General features: G+C 29.4%; 25 protein-coding genes. 16 read left to right on the top strand and 9 right to left on the bottom strand.

Going from position 1 to position 21,192, the window contains the following annotated elements; genetic code table 11:
* Positions 1–36: 36 nt before the first annotated feature.
* The 3 genes from BUB01_RS00300 to BUB01_RS00290 form a co-directional block, all read right to left on the bottom strand.
* A complete protein-coding gene (locus BUB01_RS00300; RefSeq protein WP_072984126.1) occupies positions 37–1,230 on the bottom strand; it encodes a pyridoxal phosphate-dependent aminotransferase in 1,194 nt (397 codons plus the stop codon).
* Between the two features lie 191 nt (positions 1,231–1,421).
* Complete coding sequence (locus BUB01_RS00295) at positions 1,422–1,736, bottom strand: DUF1540 domain-containing protein (RefSeq protein ID WP_072984124.1); 315 nt, start codon at positions 1,734–1,736, stop codon at positions 1,422–1,424.
* A 9-nt stretch (positions 1,737–1,745) separates the two neighbouring features.
* Positions 1,746–2,291: an NADH peroxidase gene (locus BUB01_RS00290; RefSeq protein ID WP_072984122.1), complete on the bottom strand. Its 546-nt coding sequence runs from the start codon at positions 2,289–2,291 to the stop codon at positions 1,746–1,748.
* A 226-nt stretch (positions 2,292–2,517) separates the two neighbouring features.
* Here BUB01_RS00290 and BUB01_RS00285 point away from each other — a divergent pair, with 226 nt between their 5' ends.
* The 3 genes from BUB01_RS00285 to BUB01_RS00275 all read left to right on the top strand — a co-directional run bounded on the left by BUB01_RS00285 (position 2,518) and on the right by BUB01_RS00275 (position 4,847).
* Entirely contained in the window at positions 2,518–2,946 is a 429-nt protein-coding gene (locus BUB01_RS00285) for a hypothetical protein (RefSeq protein WP_072984120.1), read from the top strand.
* Between the two features lie 178 nt (positions 2,947–3,124).
* Positions 3,125–3,703, top strand: coding sequence for an ECF transporter S component (locus BUB01_RS00280; RefSeq protein ID WP_072984118.1), 579 nt, complete (start codon positions 3,125–3,127; stop codon positions 3,701–3,703).
* Positions 3,704–3,716: 13 nt separating this feature from the next.
* The gene (locus tag BUB01_RS00275; protein WP_072984116.1) at positions 3,717–4,847 is read left to right on the top strand and encodes a pyridoxal-phosphate-dependent aminotransferase family protein; all 1,131 of its coding nucleotides are present in this window, start codon (positions 3,717–3,719) and stop codon (positions 4,845–4,847) included.
* A gap of 86 nt (positions 4,848–4,933) precedes the next feature.
* Here the strand turns inward: BUB01_RS00275 and BUB01_RS00270 are convergent, their stop codons facing one another.
* Positions 4,934–5,317 carry a PTS sugar transporter subunit IIB gene (locus tag BUB01_RS00270; protein WP_072984114.1) on the bottom strand — a complete coding sequence of 128 codons (384 nt, stop codon included), beginning with the start codon at positions 5,315–5,317 and terminating at the stop codon, positions 4,934–4,936.
* A 199-nt stretch (positions 5,318–5,516) separates the two neighbouring features.
* Between BUB01_RS00270 and BUB01_RS00265 the strand changes: the two genes are divergently transcribed.
* Together BUB01_RS00265 and BUB01_RS00260 are read left to right on the top strand one after the other, a co-directional pair.
* Positions 5,517–5,726 carry a hypothetical protein gene (locus tag BUB01_RS00265; RefSeq protein WP_072984112.1) on the top strand — a complete coding sequence of 70 codons (210 nt, stop codon included), beginning with the start codon at positions 5,517–5,519 and terminating at the stop codon, positions 5,724–5,726.
* Between the two features lie 177 nt (positions 5,727–5,903).
* A complete protein-coding gene (locus tag BUB01_RS00260) occupies positions 5,904–6,761 on the top strand; it encodes a YitT family protein (RefSeq protein WP_072984110.1) in 858 nt (285 codons plus the stop codon).
* A gap of 66 nt (positions 6,762–6,827) precedes the next feature.
* On the opposite strand, the gene sufU is transcribed toward BUB01_RS00260, so the two are convergent.
* The 5 genes from sufU to sufC are packed head-to-tail and all read right to left on the bottom strand — an operon-like array spanning position 6,828 to position 11,739.
* Complete coding sequence (gene sufU, locus BUB01_RS00255; protein WP_072984108.1) at positions 6,828–7,256, bottom strand: Fe-S cluster assembly sulfur transfer protein SufU; 429 nt, start codon at positions 7,254–7,256, stop codon at positions 6,828–6,830.
* On the bottom strand, positions 7,243–8,469 hold the full coding sequence (locus tag BUB01_RS00250; protein WP_072984106.1) for a cysteine desulfurase: 1,227 nt from the start codon (positions 8,467–8,469) through the stop codon (positions 7,243–7,245). Before BUB01_RS00250 ends, sufU begins: the two co-directional genes overlap by 14 nt.
* Positions 8,462–9,559, bottom strand: a complete 1,098-nt coding sequence (gene sufD / locus BUB01_RS00245; protein ID WP_072984104.1) for a Fe-S cluster assembly protein SufD — start codon at positions 9,557–9,559, stop codon at positions 8,462–8,464. Before sufD ends, BUB01_RS00250 begins: the two co-directional genes overlap by 8 nt.
* A 14-nt stretch (positions 9,560–9,573) precedes the next feature.
* On the bottom strand, positions 9,574–10,977 hold the full coding sequence (sufB, locus tag BUB01_RS00240; protein WP_072984102.1) for a Fe-S cluster assembly protein SufB: 1,404 nt from the start codon (positions 10,975–10,977) through the stop codon (positions 9,574–9,576).
* 9 nt (positions 10,978–10,986) lie between these two features.
* Entirely contained in the window at positions 10,987–11,739 is a 753-nt protein-coding gene (sufC, locus tag BUB01_RS00235; RefSeq protein WP_072984100.1) for a Fe-S cluster assembly ATPase SufC, read from the bottom strand.
* Positions 11,740–12,040: 301 nt separating this feature from the next.
* On the opposite strand from sufC, the gene BUB01_RS00230 reads away from it, so the two are divergent.
* The 11 genes from BUB01_RS00230 (at position 12,041) to secF (ending at position 21,186) form a co-directional block, all read left to right on the top strand.
* Positions 12,041–12,634 (top strand): hypothetical protein, encoded by a 594-nt coding sequence (locus BUB01_RS00230; protein WP_072984098.1) that lies wholly within the window; start codon positions 12,041–12,043, stop codon positions 12,632–12,634.
* Positions 12,635–12,748: 114 nt separating this feature from the next.
* Entirely contained in the window at positions 12,749–13,348 is a 600-nt protein-coding gene (gene ruvA / locus BUB01_RS00225; protein ID WP_072984096.1) for a Holliday junction branch migration protein RuvA, read from the top strand.
* 12 nt (positions 13,349–13,360) lie between these two features.
* Positions 13,361–14,401 (top strand): Holliday junction branch migration DNA helicase RuvB, encoded by a 1,041-nt coding sequence (ruvB, locus tag BUB01_RS00220; RefSeq protein ID WP_072984094.1) that lies wholly within the window; start codon positions 13,361–13,363, stop codon positions 14,399–14,401.
* 19 nt (positions 14,402–14,420) lie between these two features.
* A complete protein-coding gene (gene queA / locus BUB01_RS00215; protein WP_072984092.1) occupies positions 14,421–15,446 on the top strand; it encodes a tRNA preQ1(34) S-adenosylmethionine ribosyltransferase-isomerase QueA in 1,026 nt (341 codons plus the stop codon).
* A gap of 19 nt (positions 15,447–15,465) precedes the next feature.
* Positions 15,466–16,602, top strand: coding sequence for a tRNA guanosine(34) transglycosylase Tgt (gene tgt / locus BUB01_RS00210; protein ID WP_072984090.1), 1,137 nt, complete (start codon positions 15,466–15,468; stop codon positions 16,600–16,602).
* 21 nt (positions 16,603–16,623) lie between these two features.
* Positions 16,624–16,893: a preprotein translocase subunit YajC gene (gene yajC / locus BUB01_RS00205; protein WP_072984088.1), complete on the top strand. Its 270-nt coding sequence runs from the start codon at positions 16,624–16,626 to the stop codon at positions 16,891–16,893.
* Positions 16,894–16,982: 89 nt separating this feature from the next.
* Entirely contained in the window at positions 16,983–17,351 is a 369-nt protein-coding gene (locus BUB01_RS00200; protein ID WP_072984086.1) for a TIGR04086 family membrane protein, read from the top strand.
* A gap of 69 nt (positions 17,352–17,420) precedes the next feature.
* The gene (gene scfA / locus BUB01_RS00195) at positions 17,421–17,558 is read left to right on the top strand and encodes a six-cysteine ranthipeptide SCIFF (protein WP_072984084.1); all 138 of its coding nucleotides are present in this window, start codon (positions 17,421–17,423) and stop codon (positions 17,556–17,558) included.
* A gap of 68 nt (positions 17,559–17,626) precedes the next feature.
* A complete protein-coding gene (gene scfB, locus BUB01_RS00190; RefSeq protein WP_072984082.1) occupies positions 17,627–18,991 on the top strand; it encodes a thioether cross-link-forming SCIFF peptide maturase in 1,365 nt (454 codons plus the stop codon).
* Positions 18,992–19,066: 75 nt separating this feature from the next.
* Positions 19,067–20,317, top strand: coding sequence for a protein translocase subunit SecD (gene secD / locus BUB01_RS23390; protein WP_072984080.1), 1,251 nt, complete (start codon positions 19,067–19,069; stop codon positions 20,315–20,317).
* The gene (gene secF / locus BUB01_RS23385; protein WP_072984078.1) at positions 20,317–21,186 is read left to right on the top strand and encodes a protein translocase subunit SecF; all 870 of its coding nucleotides are present in this window, start codon (positions 20,317–20,319) and stop codon (positions 21,184–21,186) included. The genes secD and secF overlap by 1 nt, the downstream gene beginning before the upstream one ends.
* Positions 21,187–21,192: the final 6 nt, after the last annotated feature.

Here is a 21,192-nt window from a genome sequence, read left to right as displayed (position 1 = left end):
TCTATTTTTTATGTAAATATTAATTATATACTATTACTATTTTTTATTCAGATTATAGTATTCAGCAAGTTTTGTAAAGCTAGGTAAAGAATTTTTAATTTTTTCATAGCTTATACAATACGCTAATCTAAAATAACCAGGAGCACCAAAGGCTGATCCTGGTACTAAAAGTAGGTTAAAGTCTTTGGCTTTATTTACAAAGTCTAGATCATTTTCAATAGGTGATTTTGGAAATAAATAAAAAGCACCATTAGGTTTTATACAAGAAAAACCTAAATTTATAAGGTGGTTATATAGTAAATCCCTATTTTTTTTATATTCATTTATATCTACCTCTAAGCCTAGAGAATTTGCAATTACTTTTTGAAATAGTGAGGGTGCATTTACAAAACCTAAAATTCGGTTTGCTACATTCAAGCCTTGTATTACATTTTCAAAATCGTCCATAGTACTATTAGTAACTATATAACCTATACGCTCTCCAGGAAGGGATAGAGATTTACTATAAGAATAAACCACAAAGCTATTATCATAATACTTTAAAATGTAAGGTACAGATATATTATCATATACTATTTCTCTATATGGCTCGTCTGATATTAGGTGTATTGATGTTTTAAATTCTTTTTGCTTTTTATCTAATATTTTAGAAATTTCTTTAAGTGTGGTATGTGAATAAATAATGCCAGTAGGATTATTTGGTGTGTTTATTACTACAGCTTTTGTATTAGCTGTTATTGAATTAGCTAGAGTTATTAAATCAGGTTGAAAATCATGTGTAGGTGGTATAACTACAATTTTCCCTAGATGATTATTTATATAATGCTTATATTCACCAAAGAATGGAGCAAATACAATTACTTCATCATTAGGATTTAAAATAGTTTTTAAAACTACATTTAATCCTGCGGCTGCTCCACAACACATTAGGATATTTTCTTCATTTAAATTAATATTATGTTTTTTGTTTAAAAAATTTGCAATATTAATTCTAACGTCCTCATATCCAGAGTTATTCATGTATCCATGAAGGTTAAGTGGATTTTCAGTAGAAATTATATTTGTTATATGTTTGTTTATTATTTCAGGTGGATTTAAATTAGGATTACCTAAGCTAAAATCAAATACATTATCATCCCCATATAATAATGATAATTTTTTACCTTCTTCGAACATAGCTCTAATAGAAGAACTATTAGCAACTAGTTCCTTCATATTTGTTGAAATCATAATAAGTAGCCCCCTTTAAGATTTGTATTTAATGATAATTTTAACATACTAAGGCTAAAATGTTAATAAAAAGAGGAAAGTGAATAAATTTTTACATCATCATTTTTGATTTTAAGAAAATAAAAATTTATATACTTTCCAATATAATAATATAATAATTAAGTTTTTCTACTAAATAACAATATATTGCTTTATGAAGAAAAACTTTCGCAATTAGTTTCTGTATATAGGTTAGAACCATTTCCTGATACATTTATAGAATCTAATGTACATAAATTATTTGAATTATAATTACATGTTGAAGCTTTACATACTAAAGCATCGCATGCTGAATTAGAGTTTGTATTATTAGTTAAAGATCCATAAGTTTTTTCACTTAAAAAGGAAGCGCAACAAGTGTCAGCATTATTTTTAGCTCCTTCGCCCCCTATATTTATTCTATTTGCAAAACATGTTCCAGAATTATTGTGAGAACAATTGTTAACAGAACAGTTAATTTTCATAATTAAATCCTCCTATTTGCTAAAATATCTTTCAAGTAGTCCCTTAAAAGCTCTTCCGTGTCTAGCTTCATCTTTACACATTTCATGGACGCTGTCATGAATAGCATCTAGATTATTTTGCTTAGCTAGAGTAGCCAATTTTTTCTTTCCTTCGCAAGCACCATATTCTGCCTCTACTCTTGCAGAAAGATTTGATTTTGTGTCTGCCATAACTACTTCACCTAACATTTCAGCAAATCTAGCAGCATGTTCAGCTTCTTCATAGGCAATTCTAGTATATGCCTCAGCTACTTCTGGATAGCCTTCCCTATCACCTTGACGAGCCATTGCAAGATACATACCTACTTCTGTACATTCTGCAATAAAATTAGATCTTAAAGCTTCTAGAACTTCATTATCAATATCTTTAGCTATCCCTATACGATGTTCATCAGCCCAATTAAGATCCCCTGTTACTTCTTTGAATTTGTCAGCACCAGCTTTACAAATTGGACACTCATTAGGAGGAGCATCCCCCTCATGGATATATCCACATATAACGCAAACAAATTTTTTCAATAATATTACCTCCCTTGTTTATTTTAATCCAAGTAATATAAACGATGTTTTAAATTATTTATAATTAATTGAATCATATCAATATATAAGATAAGATTACATTTATAAAATACATTACTAATTATTTGTTATTTACAAAAAAATATACAAATAATTAATTGCTAGATATAAAATCATAATTTATAATGATATAAGAAAATAATTAACTATTAGGAGATGAGATATTATGTACGTAGCATTTGGAAATAGAATCATAGATAGTAAAGATATGAAGGCTGAAATAGAAGAAAACAGTGAATTTAATGTAGTTAAGGATATGACAAAAGGTAGTAAGAGAGATGATATGCTAGCTTTTAATCTAAGTATTTCAATTGATGTTTTAGATAGAATAATGAAAGAGGATTATGATGAAGGAGATATAGATATAGACAATTTAACAGAAGATGAACTTTTTGATGAATATATATCTTTAGCAGAAGAAGTAGCTTCAGATTTAGAAGAAATAGTTCCTGAAGAGGGGATTTTAGATATTAGAGCTTATAAATGGGATACTTCAGATAATGATATAAAGTTAGTAATAGCTATGACTCATGAAGAAATAGGAGAAAATAAGCTTAGGGATGTAATGAAAAGACTTATAACTCAAGTTGAATAAATATAGAAAGACTAGCAAAAAATAAATTTTTGCTAGTCTTAGTTTGTTAAGGTAAAAATATTAATAAAACTAAAGCTAATTATTAAGAAAATGTGTACCCGTACAGTTTGCGCTGCTAATATTTTATTGATAATATAATATTAGTATATTACTAAAAGAAGAAATGGGGGCTCGAAGAATGAAAAACGAGAAGAAAAAAGTAAATGTTAGGAATTTAACTCTTTATGGGTTATTTATAGCTCTAGTATATGTTGCTACAAGATTTATAAATATACCTGGGCCAACACCGGGAGGATTATTTCATTTAGGAAACGTAATGTTTTTTACAGTTGCTATAGTTTTTGGTAAAAAGGCAGGAGCTATATCTGGTGGAATAGGTATGGCGCTTTTTGATATTACAAGTCCATATGCAGTATGGGCACCATTCACATTTATAATTAGATTTGCAATGGGATATATTATTGGAGTAATGGCATGTAGAGAGATAGTTATATACGAAAAGGATAGTAAATTTAAAAAGAAGTTTAAGAAGATACAACCAATTGTCAATAATTCCATAGGTATAGTACTAGCAACTATAATAATGATAGTTGGATACTATATAACAGAAATAATTTTATATGGAAATATATATGCACCATTACAATCGGTTTATGGGAATTTTATGCAATGTGTTGTAGGTACGATTTTAGGATTGCCATTAGCTTCATCACTTAAAGCAGGATTCAAAAGTAAAAAAATAGTTTTAGATATATAGAGGAGGCTTTCTTATGAGTAAGTTAATGATGACGCCAGGACCTACTACACTTAAAGAAAATGTAAGAAGTGCCATGGCAAGAGAGATAACAAATCCAGATTTAGATTTAGATTTCTATGAGTTTTATAAAGGGATTTGTGAAAAATTGAAGCTGCTTTTAAAAACTAAGAATAGAACTTTGGTTTTGGATGGAGAAGGAATATTAGGGTTAGAAGCTGCGTGTGCATCTTTGATAGAACCAAGCGATAAAGTTTTATGTATAGAGAATGGAATCTTTGGAGAAGGGTTTGGAGATTTTGCAAAACTTTATGGTGGTGAGGTAACTTATCTTCATTTAGATAGGAGAGCAGGAATAGATTTTAAAGAAGTAGAAAAATTCTTAAAAGATAACCACGATTTTAAAGTAGCCACGTTAGTTCATTGTGAAACTCCATCTGGAATAACAAATGATATAAAAAATGTATGTAAACTTCTTAATGAATACAATATATTAACCGTTGTGGATACTGTAGCTAGTACCTTTGGTGAAGAGCTTTATGTAGATGATTATAAAATAGATATAGCATTAGGCGGTTCTCAAAAGTGTCTTTCAGCTCCTCCAGGACTTACTTTCCTAAGTATAAGTGAAAGAGCTTTTGAAGTTATGAATAATAGAAAAGAACCTATAAGAAGTTTTTATGCAAATTTAACAATTTGGAATAATTGGTATGAAAATAAATGGTTTCCATATACTCAGCCTATAAGTGCATTAAATGCATTTGATGAAGCTTTGAATAATGTTATAGAAGATAAAGAGATAATAGATAGACATAAGAGAAATGCAGAAGCTGTAAGAAAAGCTGTAAATGCAGCAGGGCTTGAGTTGCTTTCAAGAGATTGTCATTCTAATACTGTAACTACAATATTAGTACCAGATAGTATAAGTTTTAGTGATATTTTCAATAAAATGAGAAATGAACATAATATATTAATAGCAGGTGGATTTGATTTTTTAAAGGATAAAATAATTAGAATAGGACATATGGGTGAAAACAGTGATGAAGAAAAACTTTATAAAACGTTAGAAGCTTTAGATGTTGTATTTAAAGAATTAGGTGTAAAATTAAAAGCAGATTTACATAAGGTGTTTCGAAATAAAAACTAAAATTATTCTTGTATAATTTATGGTATAGAAAGTTTTTTTGAAATTAAAATTTAAGAGAAGTGAGCTGTCACTTCTCTTTTTTAAAATTATATTTTATCCATAATATAGTCTAATATCTTATTTCCATCCATACTAGTGAAAACATTATTGTCTATAGAAGTGCAATATATATTTTTAGAAGCGATTATGGGTAGAATATTAGGTATATAATATCTTAACTGAGGAGCTACAAAAATTCCTTTTAAGGAATCACTGAAAGTATTTATTGAAGTTTTATTTAGTTGATTAGCACCACAATAAATAAGGAGTACATCATTATCTTTATATTTATTTAAATTTTCTTTATTATTTATATTCAAAATAGAATCACATTCTATTTTAATATTACTATTTAAGCCTGCTTTTTTTATAGAATTGCATAGTAACCCAGAAACTACACCTCCTGAACAAGCTACCAATACGACCTTCATAAAAGTTATCCCCCTAATAAATTAAATGATAAAAATATATTAACATTAAAATTATAATATTGTAATAATTAGAAAAAAAGTTAATGGAAAATTAAGAATTCACGTATAAATAAATAAAAAAAAGAAATTTTATTTATTAGAATAACTAATTTTTTAATGGCTAAAATAATATTGATTATTTATTTTAGGAGGTAAAGCTATGAGCCAAAGTCACATAGATTCAGAAAAACTAAATAGATTATCAAAGGGGCAATATTTTGAATATAGGGATGTTGTTGAAGATAATCTTCCAACAACACAACATTCACAAGATGGAGCGGTATTTAAGCAAGAGGTTCAAAACAATGTATTTAATAATATAATTGTTAATGGTCAAGAGGGAACACATACAATATATCAAAAAATATAATATAATTTTAAAGATAACTAGTCATATTGTTATATTTTATAGCTATAAGTGAAATTATAAAGATAGGCTTTTTTGGCTTTATTTAGCTTGAAATATATTAATGATTTTTGACTAGTTATCTATTTTTCTGTATAATTATTAGTAGATAATAATTATATTTTACAAAGGAGGATTTAGATGGGGAAAAAGAACAACAAGATTTTAATTAATATTAAGAGGGTTATTTTTGTAATATTAGGTGCATTTATAGTATCAGTAGGACTTGAAATATTTTTAATACCAAACAATATTATTGATGGTGGAATTACAGGTATATCTATTATGGCAAGTTATTTAACAAATTTACCATTAGGAGTATTTATATTTGTATTAAATTTACCTTTTTTCATAATGGGATATAAGCAAATAGGTAAAACTTTTGCTATTTTAACATTGATTGCAGTCATATGCTTATCAATAAGTGTATCATTTTTGCATCCTATACCAGGAATAACACATGATGTACTTTTAGCGACTGTATTTGGCGGTATAATAATTGGTGTTGGAATAGGAATTATTATAAGGAATGGTGGTTCACTAGATGGTACAGAAATAGTGGCCATAATGCTTGATAAAAAAACAGCATTTTCTATTGGCGAAATAGTAATGTTTTTTAATTTATTTATTTTAGGTGGTTCTGCAATTCTATTTGGTTGGGATAGGGCAATGTATTCATTAATAGCCTATTTTATTGCTTTTAAAACCATAGATATCACGGTTGAAGGATTAGACGAAGCAAAAGCTGTATTTATTGTATCGGATAAAACTACAGAAATTTCAGAAGCAATAATGCAAAGACTTGGAAGAAGCCTTACTTTGTTAGATGGGAAAGGTGCATATAAGGGAGAAGACATAAATGTAATATATGTTGTTGTAACAAGACTTGAGATAGCAAAGCTTAAAAATATAGTAAATGGTTTTGATGAAGATGCGTTAATTACTATATCAAGTGTTGAGGCAACAGGAAAGAAGTGCAAAAAAAGAGCAATACATTAATAAATAAAAAGGCTACTAATTATAATTTGAATTATTATAGTTAGTAGCCTTTCCTTATAGAGAATTTTAATCTTTTTTTATAACTTCATTTAAAGTATGCCATGCAAGGACAGCGCATTTTACTCTAGCTGGCATATTTGAAATGTTTTGAAATATAAGGGCATCTTCAAGTTTTTCTAAAAGATCCTCATCTTGAATTTCTTTTTTTATCATATTTATAAAAGTAGTAGTAAGTTCAAGCGCTTCTTCTTTAGATTTTCCCTTTATAAGATCTATCATTATAGAAGTTGAGGCTTGTGATATTGCGCAGCCTGTTCCTGTAAAAGAAACATCTTCTATAATATTGTTATTAAATTTGATTTCTAAAGCTATTTCATCACCACAACTAGGATTATGGCCTTTTTCAATTCTATCAGGTAAGTCTAGATGTCTTCTGTTTCTATTAGAGCTATTATGCTCTAATATTAATTCTGTATAAATACTATTCATGTCCATAACCAAATAACCTCCTTGAATATATTAAAGCTTCTATTAAAGCATCTACATCCTCTTTTGAATTATAAATCGAGAAGCTAGCTCTACAAGTAGAATTGATCCCAAGGTATCTCATAAGTGGTTGTGCACAATGATTTCCAGAACGTACACAGATAGACTTAGAATCTAGTATGCTAGCCAAATCATGAGGATGAATACCTTCAACAGAGAAGGAGAGAACACTACTATGATTGTTTCCTTTAGGGCGATATAGATTTAAGAAACCTAAATTTTCAAGTTTTTCAGTAGCATAATCTACAATTTCTTTTTCGTAAATCTCAATATTATTAATTCCAAGCTCATTTATGAAATCAATAGCCTTTGAAAGTCCTATAGCACCTTCAACATTTTGAGTACCACCTTCAAATTTATGAGGCAATTCGTCAAAGGTAGTTTCTTGTTCATAAACATATTCCACCATATCACCGCCATATAAAAATGGTGGCATTGATTCTAAAAGTTCTTCTTTACCATATAAAATTCCGATGCCCATAGGAGCAAACATTTTATGACCAGAGAATACTAAAAAATCTGCATCTAAATCTGTAACATCTACTTTATGGTGTGCTATGCTTTGAGCTGCATCAACAACAACTTTAGTATTAAATTTGTGAGCATAGTTTATTAAATCTTTTATAGGGTTTATGGCTCCAGTTACATTAGATATATGAGCTATAGCTAAAATTTTAGTATTTTCATTTATTTTAGATTTATATTCTTCTTCATCTATTTCTAAATTATCATTTAAATAAAGAAATTTTAATTTAGCATTTTTAATTTTTGCAACCTGTTGCCATGGAATTAAGTTAGAATGATGTTCTGAAATAGCAACTAATATTTCATCATCCTCATTTACACAATGCATTCCATAAGAGTAAGCTACAAGGTTAAGAGCTTCAGTAGCTCCTTTAGTAAAAATTATTTCTTTAGAAGAATTAGCATTTATAAAATTCTTAACTTTTTCTCTAGAATTTTCAAAAGCTTCAGTAGCAGCAGTACTTAAGCAATAAGCTCCTCTATGAGGGTTAGCATTTATACTGTTATAGTAGTTTTCTAGAGAAGAAACTACAGAATTTGGTTTTTGAGTTGTAGCTCCGCTATCTAGATAAACTAATCTTTGATTATTAACCTTTTGATTTAAAATAGGAAATTCATTTATTAAATTTTTAAACATTATTTAATCTTCCTTTAAGTGTTTCTAAGATTTCAAGCTTTAAATTTTCAAAAGGTATTTTTTCTATAACAGGTTTTAAATAAGCTTCTACAAGAAGTTTTTTAGAATCTTTCTCGCTTAGCCCTCTACTCATAAGATAGAATAGTGTATCCTCATCTATTTTACCAGCAGATGCTGCATGCTGGCCTTCAACGTCATGTTCTTCACATAGTAGTAAAGGAATTGAATTGTTTCTTACTTTAGGACTTAGAAGCATTACAAATTCATCTTCAATTCCTTTGGATTTAGAAGCACCCTTTTTAAAATCTAAAGTTCCTCTAAAAGTTTTTTTTGATTTATCCATTAAAACACCTTTAGTTTTAATTTCACTTAAAGATCCTTTTCCAAAGTGATTCATTATATAATTAATATCTATTTTACGTTCTTTATCGCCTATATAAATAGAGTTTAAATAACTCTTAGATTTTTCTCCAAGTAGGGAGGAGTGGTAGTTGGTAATTGTATTTAAACTTCCAAGCTCCATAGGAATAAAGTTGATTTCTCCAGAACCATAAATATGTGAAACTACAGAATTAAAGTTTAAGCTTTCTGAGTTAAAATCTTGAATTATTATAAGATTTAGTTTAGCTCCATCAGCAACTACAATTTTAGTAACACCATTATGGTAACCTTGAATATTATTATCTGAAGAATAGTTAATAACTAAGCTTGCTTCACTATTTTCTTCAAGTTTTATTATATTATAATCGATAAGCTCAGGGTTAAGTTCATCAACTTTAAAGTTTACAAGTTTAGGTTCTTTTAATTTAAAGTCTTTTTTTATAGTAAGTGAGAAGCCAGCATTAAAGTTTTCTATAGCCTCATTTACAAGTTCTGTACTAACCCCAAAATCATTAGAAAGTAGTTCTGAGTATAAAGGTGAATCAATAGTTTTAATTAAATTGTAATTTTCAGTATTTTCTATATTAATAAATTCCTTTTTATACTCATTATATTTAGGGATATAGTTTTCTTTTAAACTTATATCATTAATTTTAAGCCATCTGTAAGTTTTTACAGGAATGGTATTTAGATTATTATATCTACTCATTTTAATTCTCCCTCCTAACCTATAGTGCCTTCTAGTTCTATATTTATAAGATTATTCATTTCTACGGCATATTCTAGAGGTAATTCTTTAGTTATAGGTTCAACAAAGCCTCTAACTATCATAGCTTTTGCTTCTTCTTCGGATATTCCCCTGCTCATAAGATAGAATATAGCATCATCGCTAATTCTTCCTATTTTAGCTTCATGTCCCATATCAACTTCATCATTTTCTATTTCGATAACTGGAATAGTATCTGATTTTGACTTATTATCAAGCATTAATGATTCGCAGGATACATAGGATTTAGCATTTTTAGCATTAGCATTTATTTTTACTACACCTCTATAAACAGCAACACCACCATCTCTTGAAATAGACTTAGAGTTTATAGTTGAAGAAGTATTAGGAGCAGAATGAACAACCTTAGTACCTGTATCTAATACTTGACCTGATGATGCAAAGGTTATTCCAGTAAACTCTGATTTAGCTCCATCCCCTTTAAGAACGCTCATAGGGTAGAGCATTGAAACCTTTGAACCGAATGAACCTGAAACCCATTCTATAATTCCATTTTTCTCAACAACAGCTCTTTTTGTATTAAGGTTTAGCATATTTCTAGACCAATTTTCAATAGTACTGTATCTTAATTTAGCATCTTCATTTACAAAAAGTTCAACACAACCAGCGTGTAAATTAGTAACATTATATTTTGGAGCTGAGCATCCTTCTATAAAGTGTAGAGAGGCACCTTTCTCAACTATTATTAAAGTGTGTTCGAATTGTCCAGCACCAGGTGAGTTTAATCTGAAATAAGATTGAAGAGGAATGTCTACATGAACTCCACTTGGAACATATACAAAGGAACCACCTGACCATACAGCACCATGTAAGGCTGCAAACTTATGATCTTTTGGAGGAACTAATTTCATAAAGTGTTTTTTTACTATATCCTCATAATCACGAACAGCAGAATCCATATCAGTATATATGACACCTTGTTTTACTAGTTCTTCTTTAACATTATGGTAAACTACTTCAGAGTCATATTGTGCACCAACGCCAGCTAGGGATTCTCTTTCTGCTTGGGGGATTCCGAGTCTTTCAAAAGTATCTTTTATATCTTCTGGAACAGCATCCCAGCTTTCAGTCATAGAAGTTTTTGGCTTAACATAAGTTACTATATTATCCATATCTAAGTCACTAATGTCAGGTCCCCAATCTGGAATTTTCAATTCGTTATATATTTTAAGACTTCTAAGTCTAAAATTTAACATCCATTCAGGTTCATTTTTTTCATTAGAAATAGTAGTTACTATTTCTTCAGTTAATCCTTTATCAGATTTATAACTAAAATTATCTTCATTTATTACATCGTAAATACCTCTATCTATATCAGCAACAACCGTCTTTTTTGCCATTTAATTCACCTACTTTAAATTATCATTTAGGAAACGTTCGTATCCATTAGTGTTAATTTCATCAGCTAATGAAGCGTCTCCAGTATGAACTATTTTTCCATCTATTAGAACATGAACAAAGTTTGGAGTTAAATGTTCTAATATTTTTGTATTATGAGTTATTATAAGAATTGAATTAGTATCATTTTTATACATATTAACACCTTGCGAAACTATCTTTACAGCATCTACATCAAGGCCTGAATCAGTTTCATCCAGAATGGCAAGTTTTGGTTCAAGTAGAATCATTTGAAGAATTTCATTCTTCTTTTTTTCTCCACCGGAGAAACCTACATTTAAATACCTTTCAGCGTAAGATTTATCCATTTTTAAAGCATCTAATTTTTTTTGAAGTTTCATATTAAATGTAAGCATGCTTACGGGTTTTTCATCAATAGCGGATTTGGCAGTTCTTATAAAGTTTTCAACATTTATACCAGGAACTTCTTCTGGATGTTGAAAGGATAAAAATATACCTTTTTTAGCTCTTTCATTTGTTTTTAATTCTTTTATATCTTCATTTTCAAAATCTATATTTCCAGAAACAACATTATATCTTGGGTGCCCCATAATTGTATTTGCAAGGGTTGACTTACCAGCACCATTAGGTCCCATTATTACATGTATTTCACCTTTGTTAATTTCTAAATTTAATCCTTTTAATATTTCTTTATCTTCCACCGTTGTATGAAGATCCTTTATTTTTAAAAGTTTATCACTCATTATATAACACCTCTATCTCTATTATTTAGTAAAGCCGAGTATTTTACTCTGATTTGATTTAATCATAGCATTAGTGGATACAAGTGTCAATATTTTTTATTCTTAAATAGAAATTATTATATGATATGCATAAATAATTGAAAAACAAAGTCAATTATTCTTGGGATTAATCTAATTTTTTATAAAATATAATATTATAAAAAATTAGGATTTATATAGGCGGTAATAGTTTTTTTGTTATAATGCTAAAAAATGTATAAAAAAAAGATAATTGGAAATAATTTCTTATAGAGGTGATAATATGAATAAGAAGAGGGCTTATTTAATTTTTCTTGTTTTTAGTTTAGTAGGCATTATATTTTTGATGAGTTATACCGTTTCGTTAAAATATTTAGGTAAACAAAAAGTAGATCCTAAAGTTGAAAATTCTAAGCCAGTATATAATTCTAATGCCAATACTGTAAATGATAAAGTTAATATAGTTTTAAAAACAAAAACGAAGGATGGAAAGTTTGCCATAGATAAAACTTTAAGTTATGAAGAGCTTAAAAAGGAAGTTTCAAATGATGATCCTAAAAAGCAAGATATTATTGATTTCTATGGTAAGTTAAATTATAAAATTGAAAGCTTTGATGAGAATAATATTGTTTTAATAAGAGATTCTATTAAGGTTCTAAAATCTAATGCTTATTACTTAGGGGAAAAAGATGGCTTTATAGCTATATATAAAACTAATGATAAGGGTGAGGCTACTGTAGAAAATGCAGAATCAGATATAAGTGTTAAAAAGGTTGATAGCTTAAAAGATGTTGATAAGCAGAAGATTATTAATTTCCAAAAAGAGTTTAAGACAAAAGAGGAAGCTGAAGAAGCTTTATCAGGATATACAAGCTAATGAAATAGGGTGGTATTAAAAAATGCCATCCTATTTTTCTGCTTATTCTTGATAATATTAGGCTAAAATGTTAAAGTAATATGTAGACCTTTGTATAGAATGGGGGGATAAATATTGTACGAATATATTAAAGGTGAATTTGTTGGTATAAATAAAGATTTTGTTGTAATAGAAAATAATGAAATAGGATATAAGATATTTACCTCTGGGAATACAATGGCTCAATTGCCTAAGGTTGGTTCTAAGGTTATGCTCTATCTAGATCAGATTGTGAGAGAAGACTTTATAGGGCTTTATGGATTTTTAACTAAGGAAGAACTTGGAATGTTTAAGCTTTTATTATCTATAAATGGAGTTGGAGCTAAAGCGTCTTTGTCTTTGCTTTCAATTAGTAGTGTTAATAATCTTAAATATTCTATAATGATTGGTGACGAGAAGCATATTACAAGAGCACCTGGTATAGGTAAAAAAACTGCTCAAAGAATAATACTAGAGCTTAAAGATAAGCTTAAACCAGATGAATTTATAGATGCTGAAATTAATGAAGTTCATAATTTAACAGATGAGTATTCAAATAATATAAATGAAGCAATTGGTGCACTTATGGCTTTAGGGTATACTGACAAGGAAGCAAATAAAGCCTTATCCAAAGTTGAAAAAAATGATACTATAGAAAATATTATTAAAAATTGTTTAAAACTCTTAATGAATTAGGGAGTGTTTTAAATGGAAGATAGAATATTAAATGCTGGTGAAACAGAGTTTGATTTAAATAACGAATTAAGTTTAAGACCGCAACGAATAAATGAATATATAGGTCAAGATAAAGTTAAGGAAAGACTTAACATATTCATAAAAGCTGCAAAAAATAGGGGAGAGTCCTTGGATCATGCTCTTTTATATGGGCCACCAGGACTAGGTAAGACTACTCTTGCTAATATAATAGCAAAGGAAATGGGAGGTTCTTTAAAAGTAACTTCTGGTCCAGCTATTGAGAGAGCGGGAGATCTAGCTGCTATACTTACTACCTTAAATGATAAAGATGTACTATTTATAGATGAAATTCACAGATTAAACAGAAGTGTGGAAGAAATATTGTATCCTGCTATGGAGGATTTTGTATTAGATATAGTAATAGGAAAGGGTGCAGCTGCAAAATCTATAAGATTAGACCTTCCTAAGTTTACCTTAATAGGAGCTACTACTAGAGTTGGTATGTTAACAGCTCCTCTTAGAGATAGATTTGGGGTTTTGTGTTCTATGGAATATTATACAAATGAGCAACTTAAAGAAATAATAGTTAGAAGTTCAGCAATACTTAATACAGAGATTACATCAGAAGGCGCTGAAGAAATAGCTAGACGTTCTAGAGGAACTCCGAGAATAGCCAATAGATTATTAAAAAGAGTTAGAGATTACTCAGAGGTTATTTTTGATAGTACTATAAGCTTCGAATGTGCAAAGCAGGCATTAGAAATGCTAGAAGTTGATAATGAAGGTTTTGATAGAATTGATAATAAAATACTAGAAGCTATTATAGATAATTTTAATGGTGGTCCAGTAGGTATTGAAACTCTTTCATATTTTGTGGGTGAGGAATTAGATACTATAGAAGATGTTTATGAGCCTTATTTACTTCAAAAGGGATTCATAATAAGAACTCCTAGAGGAAGAGTGGCAACTGATAAGGCGTATAAACATTTAGGAAGAACAAGAAAGAAGAAAATAAATCAATCTACAGATCAATGTAGTTTGTTTAAAGACTAGATAAGAAGGTGGATAATTAATGAAGGTTAATGATTTTTATTTTGATTTACCAGAAGAGCTTATAGCCCAATGCCCACTTGAAAAAAGGGATGCTTCGAGACTTATGGTATTAGATAGGAATACTGGGGAAGTAGAGCATAAGAGTTTTCATGATATTATAGATTATTTGAATCCAGGAGATACTTTGGTTTTAAATAATACTAGGGTATTACCTGCAAGACTTATAGGAGAAAAAGAAGGTACTGGTGGTAAAATAGAATTTTTGCTACTTAAAAGACTTCATGGAGATACTTGGGAAGCCTTAGCTAAGCCAGGAAAGCGAGCAAAGATTGGAACAGTTTTCACTTTTGGAGATGGAAAGTTAAAAGCTACAGTTAAAGAAATTGGAGAAGAAGGAAATAGAATAATTGAATTTTCTTATGATGGAATTTTTGAACAAGTATTAGATGAACTTGGACAAATGCCATTACCTCCATACATACATGAGAAATTAGAAGATAAAGAAAGATATCAAACAGTATACTCTAAGGAAAAAGGTTCAGCAGCGGCGCCTACTGCAGGGTTACATTTTACTAAGGAATTGATTGAAGAAATAAAAGCTAAAGGGATTAATATAGCTTTTTTAACATTACATGTAGGGCTTGGAACTTTTAGACCAGTAAAGGTTGATACTATAGAAAATCATGTGATGCATTCAGAATTTTATCAATTGTCCAAAGAAGATGCAGATATTATAAATAAAACTAAACAACTTGGGCATAGAGTTATTTCAGTAGGTACTACATCTACAAGAACTTTAGAAACTATAGCAGATGAAAATGGAATTGTTAAACCTCAAAGTGGATGGACTGATATATTTATATATCCAGGTTATAAATATAAGGTAGTAGACTCTTTAATAACAAATTTTCATTTGCCAGAATCAACACTTATAATGTTAGTTTCAGCACTTGCGGGTAAAGAAAATGTTATGAACGCTTATAACACTGCGGTTAAAGAAAAATATAGATTTTTCTCCTTTGGAGATTCTATGTTTATTAAATAGAGCGAAGGATGTGAATTTAGTGAGTAAAAGGTACACTTTAATAAAAAAAGATGGTAAAGCAAGAAGAGGTGAGTTTAGAACGCCTCATGGAGTTATACAAACTCCTGTTTTTATGAATGTGGGAACTTTAGCTGCTATTAAGGGAGCGGTTTCTTCTATGGATTTAAAGGACATAAGATGCCAAGTTGAACTTTCAAACACTTATCACCTTCATTTAAGACCAGGAGATAATGTTGTTAAAAAGATGGGTGGATTACATAAGTTTATGAATTGGGATAGACCTATACTTACTGATTCAGGTGGATTTCAGGTGTTTTCTTTAGCAGGTATGAGAAAAATAAAAGAAGAAGGTGTATATTTTAGTTCTCACATAGATGGTAGAAAGATATTTATGGGACCAGAGGAAAGTATGCAAATACAAAGTAATTTAGCTTCTACTATAGCTATGGCTTTTGATGAGTGTATACCTAATCCATCCACTAGAGAATATGTTGAAAAGTCTGTAGAAAGAACAACAAGATGGCTTGAAAGATGTAAAATAGAAATGGATAGACTAAATTCTTTAGAAGATACTATAAATAAGGAACAAATGTTATTTGGAATAAATCAAGGTGGTGTCTATGAAGATATAAGAATAGAGCATGCTAAAACTATTACTAAAATGGATTTAGATGGCTATGCTATAGGTGGTCTTGCTGTAGGAGAAACTCATGAAGAAATGTATAGGGTGATAGATGCAGTTGTACCACATCTTCCTGAAGATAAACCAATATATCTAATGGGGGTTGGAACACCTGAAAATATATTAGAAGCAGTAGAAAGAGGTGTAGATTTCTTTGATTGTGTACTTCCGGCTAGAAATGGAAGACATGGACATTTATTTACAAGTGAAGGTAGTATTAAATTAATGAATGCTAAATACGAACTTGATGCTAGACCTATAGATGAAAAATGTGATTGTCCAGCTTGTAAGAATTATACTAGAGCTTATATAAGACATTTGTTTAAAGCTAAAGAAATGTTAGCAATGAGACTTTGTGTTCTTCATAATCTTTATTTTTATAATAAACTTATGGAAGAAGTAAGAGCTGCTATAGATGCAAATTGCTATAGCGAATTTAAAGAACAAAAGCTTAAAGAGTGGGGAAAGAAATAATAAAAAATCAGGAGTGATATTATGGAACAATTAGTTACGTTTATGCTTATGATAGCAACATTTGTTTTACTTTATTTTATGATGGTTCGTCCAGAGAAAAAAAGAAGAAAAAAGTACGAGGAGATGCTTACTACTTTAAAGGTAAATGATGAAGTGGTAACAAGAGGGGGAATTATGGGAAAAATAGTTAACCTTCAAGAGGACTTTATAATATTAGAAAGTGGTCCTGATAGAACTAGAATTAAAATAGCAATGAATGGAATAGCTACAAAGGCTGTAACAGAAAAATAAATGATTAAATTATAAATATTTAAGATAGTATAAGTTATATTTCCCCTTTTATTTACATAAATATTTAGTAAGTAAAGGGGGTGATTTTTTTGAATTGGAGTAGTTGTTTTATAAATGTTACTAAGGGACTTTTAAGAGGACTAATTTTAACATTAATATGTGTACTAGCTATAAGTTTAGTGATGAGCTTTAAGGATCTTGGAAGTAGTGTTTTAGGAGTGCTTTGGGTTATTACAACATGTGTTAGCATTTTTATTGGTGCTACATATGCAGCTAAAAGGAATGGAGAGAAAGGTTGGTTAGTTGGATTAATACTAGCTATAGTCTATTATCTTGTAATAATGATAATATCAAGTATATTTAGGGGAGAAATTCATTTAGGTATAATGGATGGAGCAAGATTACTTATAGCAATGGCAATTGGGCTATTATCTGGTATGTTAGGAATAAATATATAAAACATCTTTAATTAGAGAATGAATTGTGATATAATTAGGCGAATAGTTATACATGGAGGAGTTTTTAAAATGAAGCACATAAAAACATTAAACAAATCAAACTTAAAAAATAGTTTATGCAAACCAGGATGTAAGGAATGCGCTAATTCATGTCAATCAGCATGCAAAACTTCAGCTACAGTTGCAAACTTAGCTTGTGAAAATTAATTTTAAAAATCAGAAGTGGCAGTAACTGTAAGTTACTGCCATAATTATAGTATTTAGGAGGATGAGCAGTGTCTTTAATTCATAAATTTAAACAAAACGAAGACTTTTATGTGGTTGATATAAACTCAGGAAGCTTACATGTGATTGATGAATTTATATATGATTTATTAATAGATGATAATAAGTTAGTAGAGTTAGATGAACTAATAGAAAAATGTGGACATAAGTATGCAAAGGAAGAAATAATAGAGGCTTATGGAGAACTTCAAGAACTTGTAAAAGAGGAGATTTTATATTCACCTGATTTATATGAAGAAATAGCAATGAAAGATGAAGATGAGTCTTTTGTAAAAGCTTTATGTCTAAATGTAATACATGATTGTAATTTAAGATGTAAATATTGCTTTGCTGATGAAGGTGAATATAAAGGTTGTAGAAAACCTATGAGCGCTGAAACAGGAAAAAGAGCTATAGACTTTGTTATAAAGAAATCAGGAATAAGAAAGAATATAGAAGTAGATCTTTTTGGTGGAGAACCAATAATGGTATTTGAAACTATAAAAGAAATAGTAGAGTATGCTAAAGAACAAGGGAAAATACATAATAAAAACATAAGATTTACAATGACAACTAATGCAACTTTATTAAACGATGAGATTATGGAATATATTGATAAAAATATGGGGAATATAATATTATCAATAGATGGTAGAAAAGAAATTAATGATAAAGTAAGAGTAAGAGTTGACGGTTCAGGAAGCTTTGATAGAATACTTCCAAATATTAAGAAAATGGTTGATATGAGAGATAAATCAAAGCAATATTATGCAAGAGGAACATTTACAAGAAATAATACTGATTTCTTTAATGATGTAATGGCATTAGTAAATGAAGGCTTTAAAGAAATCTCTATAGAACCAGTTGTACTTCCTGATGAACATGAACTTTCTTTAAGAAGAGAAGATTTGCCAAAGATTTTTGAGCAATATGATATTCTTTATAATGAAATGGAAAGAAGACAAAGGGAAGGAAAGGATATATTTAAGTTCTATCATTTTAACATAGATTTAAATGGTGGACCTTGTGTATATAAAAGAATATCAGGATGTGGAGCTGGACATGAATATGTGGCTGTAACTCCAGATGGAGAAGTATATCCTTGCCATCAATTTGTTGGAAATAAAGATTTCTTAATGGGTAATATTTATGATGAAAATTTAGATAAAGAGATTTCCATGACGTTTAAAAAGGCTCACATATATAATAAGCCAAAATGTAAAACATGTTGGGCAAGATTTTACTGTAGTGGAGGTTGTCAAGCAAATAACTTTAACTTTAATGGTGATATTCATATCCCATATGAAATAGGTTGTGAAATGCAAAAAAAGAGAATTGAATGTGCCATCGCATTAAAAGCAAAAACTATGGAATAAAGAGTACCATTTATTGACTGTCTCTTTACAAAATATTATAATTGACAGTAGATGAATTAACAGAGGGGGAGAAATATGAAAACAAAAGCCAGAAGCATAATCGTATTCATCTTAATAGTATTAGTCATAGGAGTTGTAGGATTCGTAGGATTTAAAGGTGCTATAATAGGTGATTATCAAATCAAATCATTTGATAAAACAATAACCAAGGGTCTTGATCTTCAAGGTGGAGTTTCTGTAGTTATGGAAATAAAACAAGATAAGGTTAAAAGGGAAGATTTGGAAAAAACTAAAGAAGTCTTAGCTTTAAGAGTAAATAAGGTAGGGGTTTCTGAAACTGTAGTTGCAATTGAAGGTAACAACAAGATAAGAATAGACATACCAGGTAAATATGATTCTAAGACTATAGTAGATTCGTTAAGTAAGACAGGGGAGTTGAAATTTATAGGTCCTGATCAGGCAGAAATTTTAACTGGTAAAGATGTTGCAAAAGCAACTCCTAGAACTAATCCTCAAAGTGGTAAACCAGAAGTAGGATTAGAGCTTACTGAAAGTGGAAAGAAAAAGTTTGCTGATGCAACTACTAAATTTGTAGGGCAAAATATAGCTATAAAAATGGATGAAGATGTTTTGACTAATCCAGTAGTAAATGAACCTATATTAGGTGGAGAAGCATCTATAAGCGGAAGTAAGTCATTACAAGAAGCTAAAAAGCTAGCTGCACTTATAAATGGTGGAGCATTACCATTGCCAGTTAAGACAGCATCAGTTCAAACCGTAGGAGCTCAATTAGGAGCAGATGCATTACCAAATGCTATGAAGGCTGGTGTTGTTGGTATAGGTATAATATTCTTATTTCTAATTTTATATTATAGAGTGCCAGGATTTTTAGCATGTATAAGTTTAAGTTTTTATATAGTTATACTTCTACTTACATTTGCTTTAATGGGTGCAACATTAACATTGCCAGGTATAGCAGGTTTCTTATTAACTATAGGTATGGCAGCAGATGCGAACATACTTATATTTGAAAGAACTAGAGAAGAGCTTAGAACTGGTAAATCGATTAAGGCATCAATAGAATCTGGGCTTCATAATGCAATGTCATCAATAGTTGACTCTAATTTAACAACAATAATAGGTGGTATAGTTTTATATATCTTCGGAGCAGGTCCTGTAAAGGGGTTCGCTTTAACTCTAATAATGGGTATAGTATTAAGCTTATTAACAGCAATAGTGTTTACAAAATTACTTATGAAGTTAGGTACTCAAATGGGTATTTTAAGTAAACCATCATTGTTTGGGGTTAAAAGGAGGGCAAACTAATGCTGAAGATTATAGAAAAAACTAAAATTTGGTTTGTTATATCTTGTATTATAATTTTAGTTGGTATAGGTTTTATGGCAACTAAAGGTTTAGATTTTGGTATAGATTTCAAAGGAGGAACTAAGTTAGTTCTAGATTTTGGTAAAGAATTCAATAAGGCAGAAGTTGATGCTGTTATAACTAAAGAAATTCCAGATGCTGTAACTAATACGATTGAAGATACTGGTAAAAAAAATCAACTTGAAATAAAAGTGAAAAAAGTAGATCCTGAGAAACAAGCTAAAATGTTAAAAGAAGTAAAAGAAAAGTATAAGTTAGATGATAAAGCATTAGTTTCAGAAGACACTATAGGTGCTTCTGTAGGGCAAGAACTAGCAAAAAATTCTCTTATAGGATTAGGTGTAGCTATGCTAGGTATTTTGTTATACGTAGCCTTTAGGTTTGAATTTAATTTTGGATTAGCATCTGTAATTGCTATAATTCATGATGTTTTAATAACTTTAACTATATATGCAGTTTTCCAAGTACCTGTTAATACTCCGTTCATAGCAGCAATACTTACTATAATAGGTTATTCAATAAATGATACTATAGTAATATTTGATAGAATAAGAGAAAATAGTAAGCATTATAGAAGTATGGATGATACAGAAGTTGCAAATTTAAGTATAACTCAAACATTTGCAAGAAGTATAAATACAACATTAACAACTTTAATAACAATAGTTTGTGTTTATTTCTTTGTACCATCTGTAAGAGAATTTGCATTTCCTCTTGTTATAGGTATAGCAACAGGAGCTTATTCTTCAATATTTATAGCAAGTCCAATTTGGGTATTATTAAGAAAGAGAAAAAAGAAAATAAAATAGGAAATA

This window comes from Clostridium cavendishii DSM 21758 (assembly GCF_900141845.1).
Lineage (GTDB): Bacteria > Bacillota > Clostridia > Clostridiales > Clostridiaceae > Clostridium_AG > Clostridium_AG cavendishii.
This window is presented reverse-complemented; position numbering and strand designations above follow the sequence as displayed.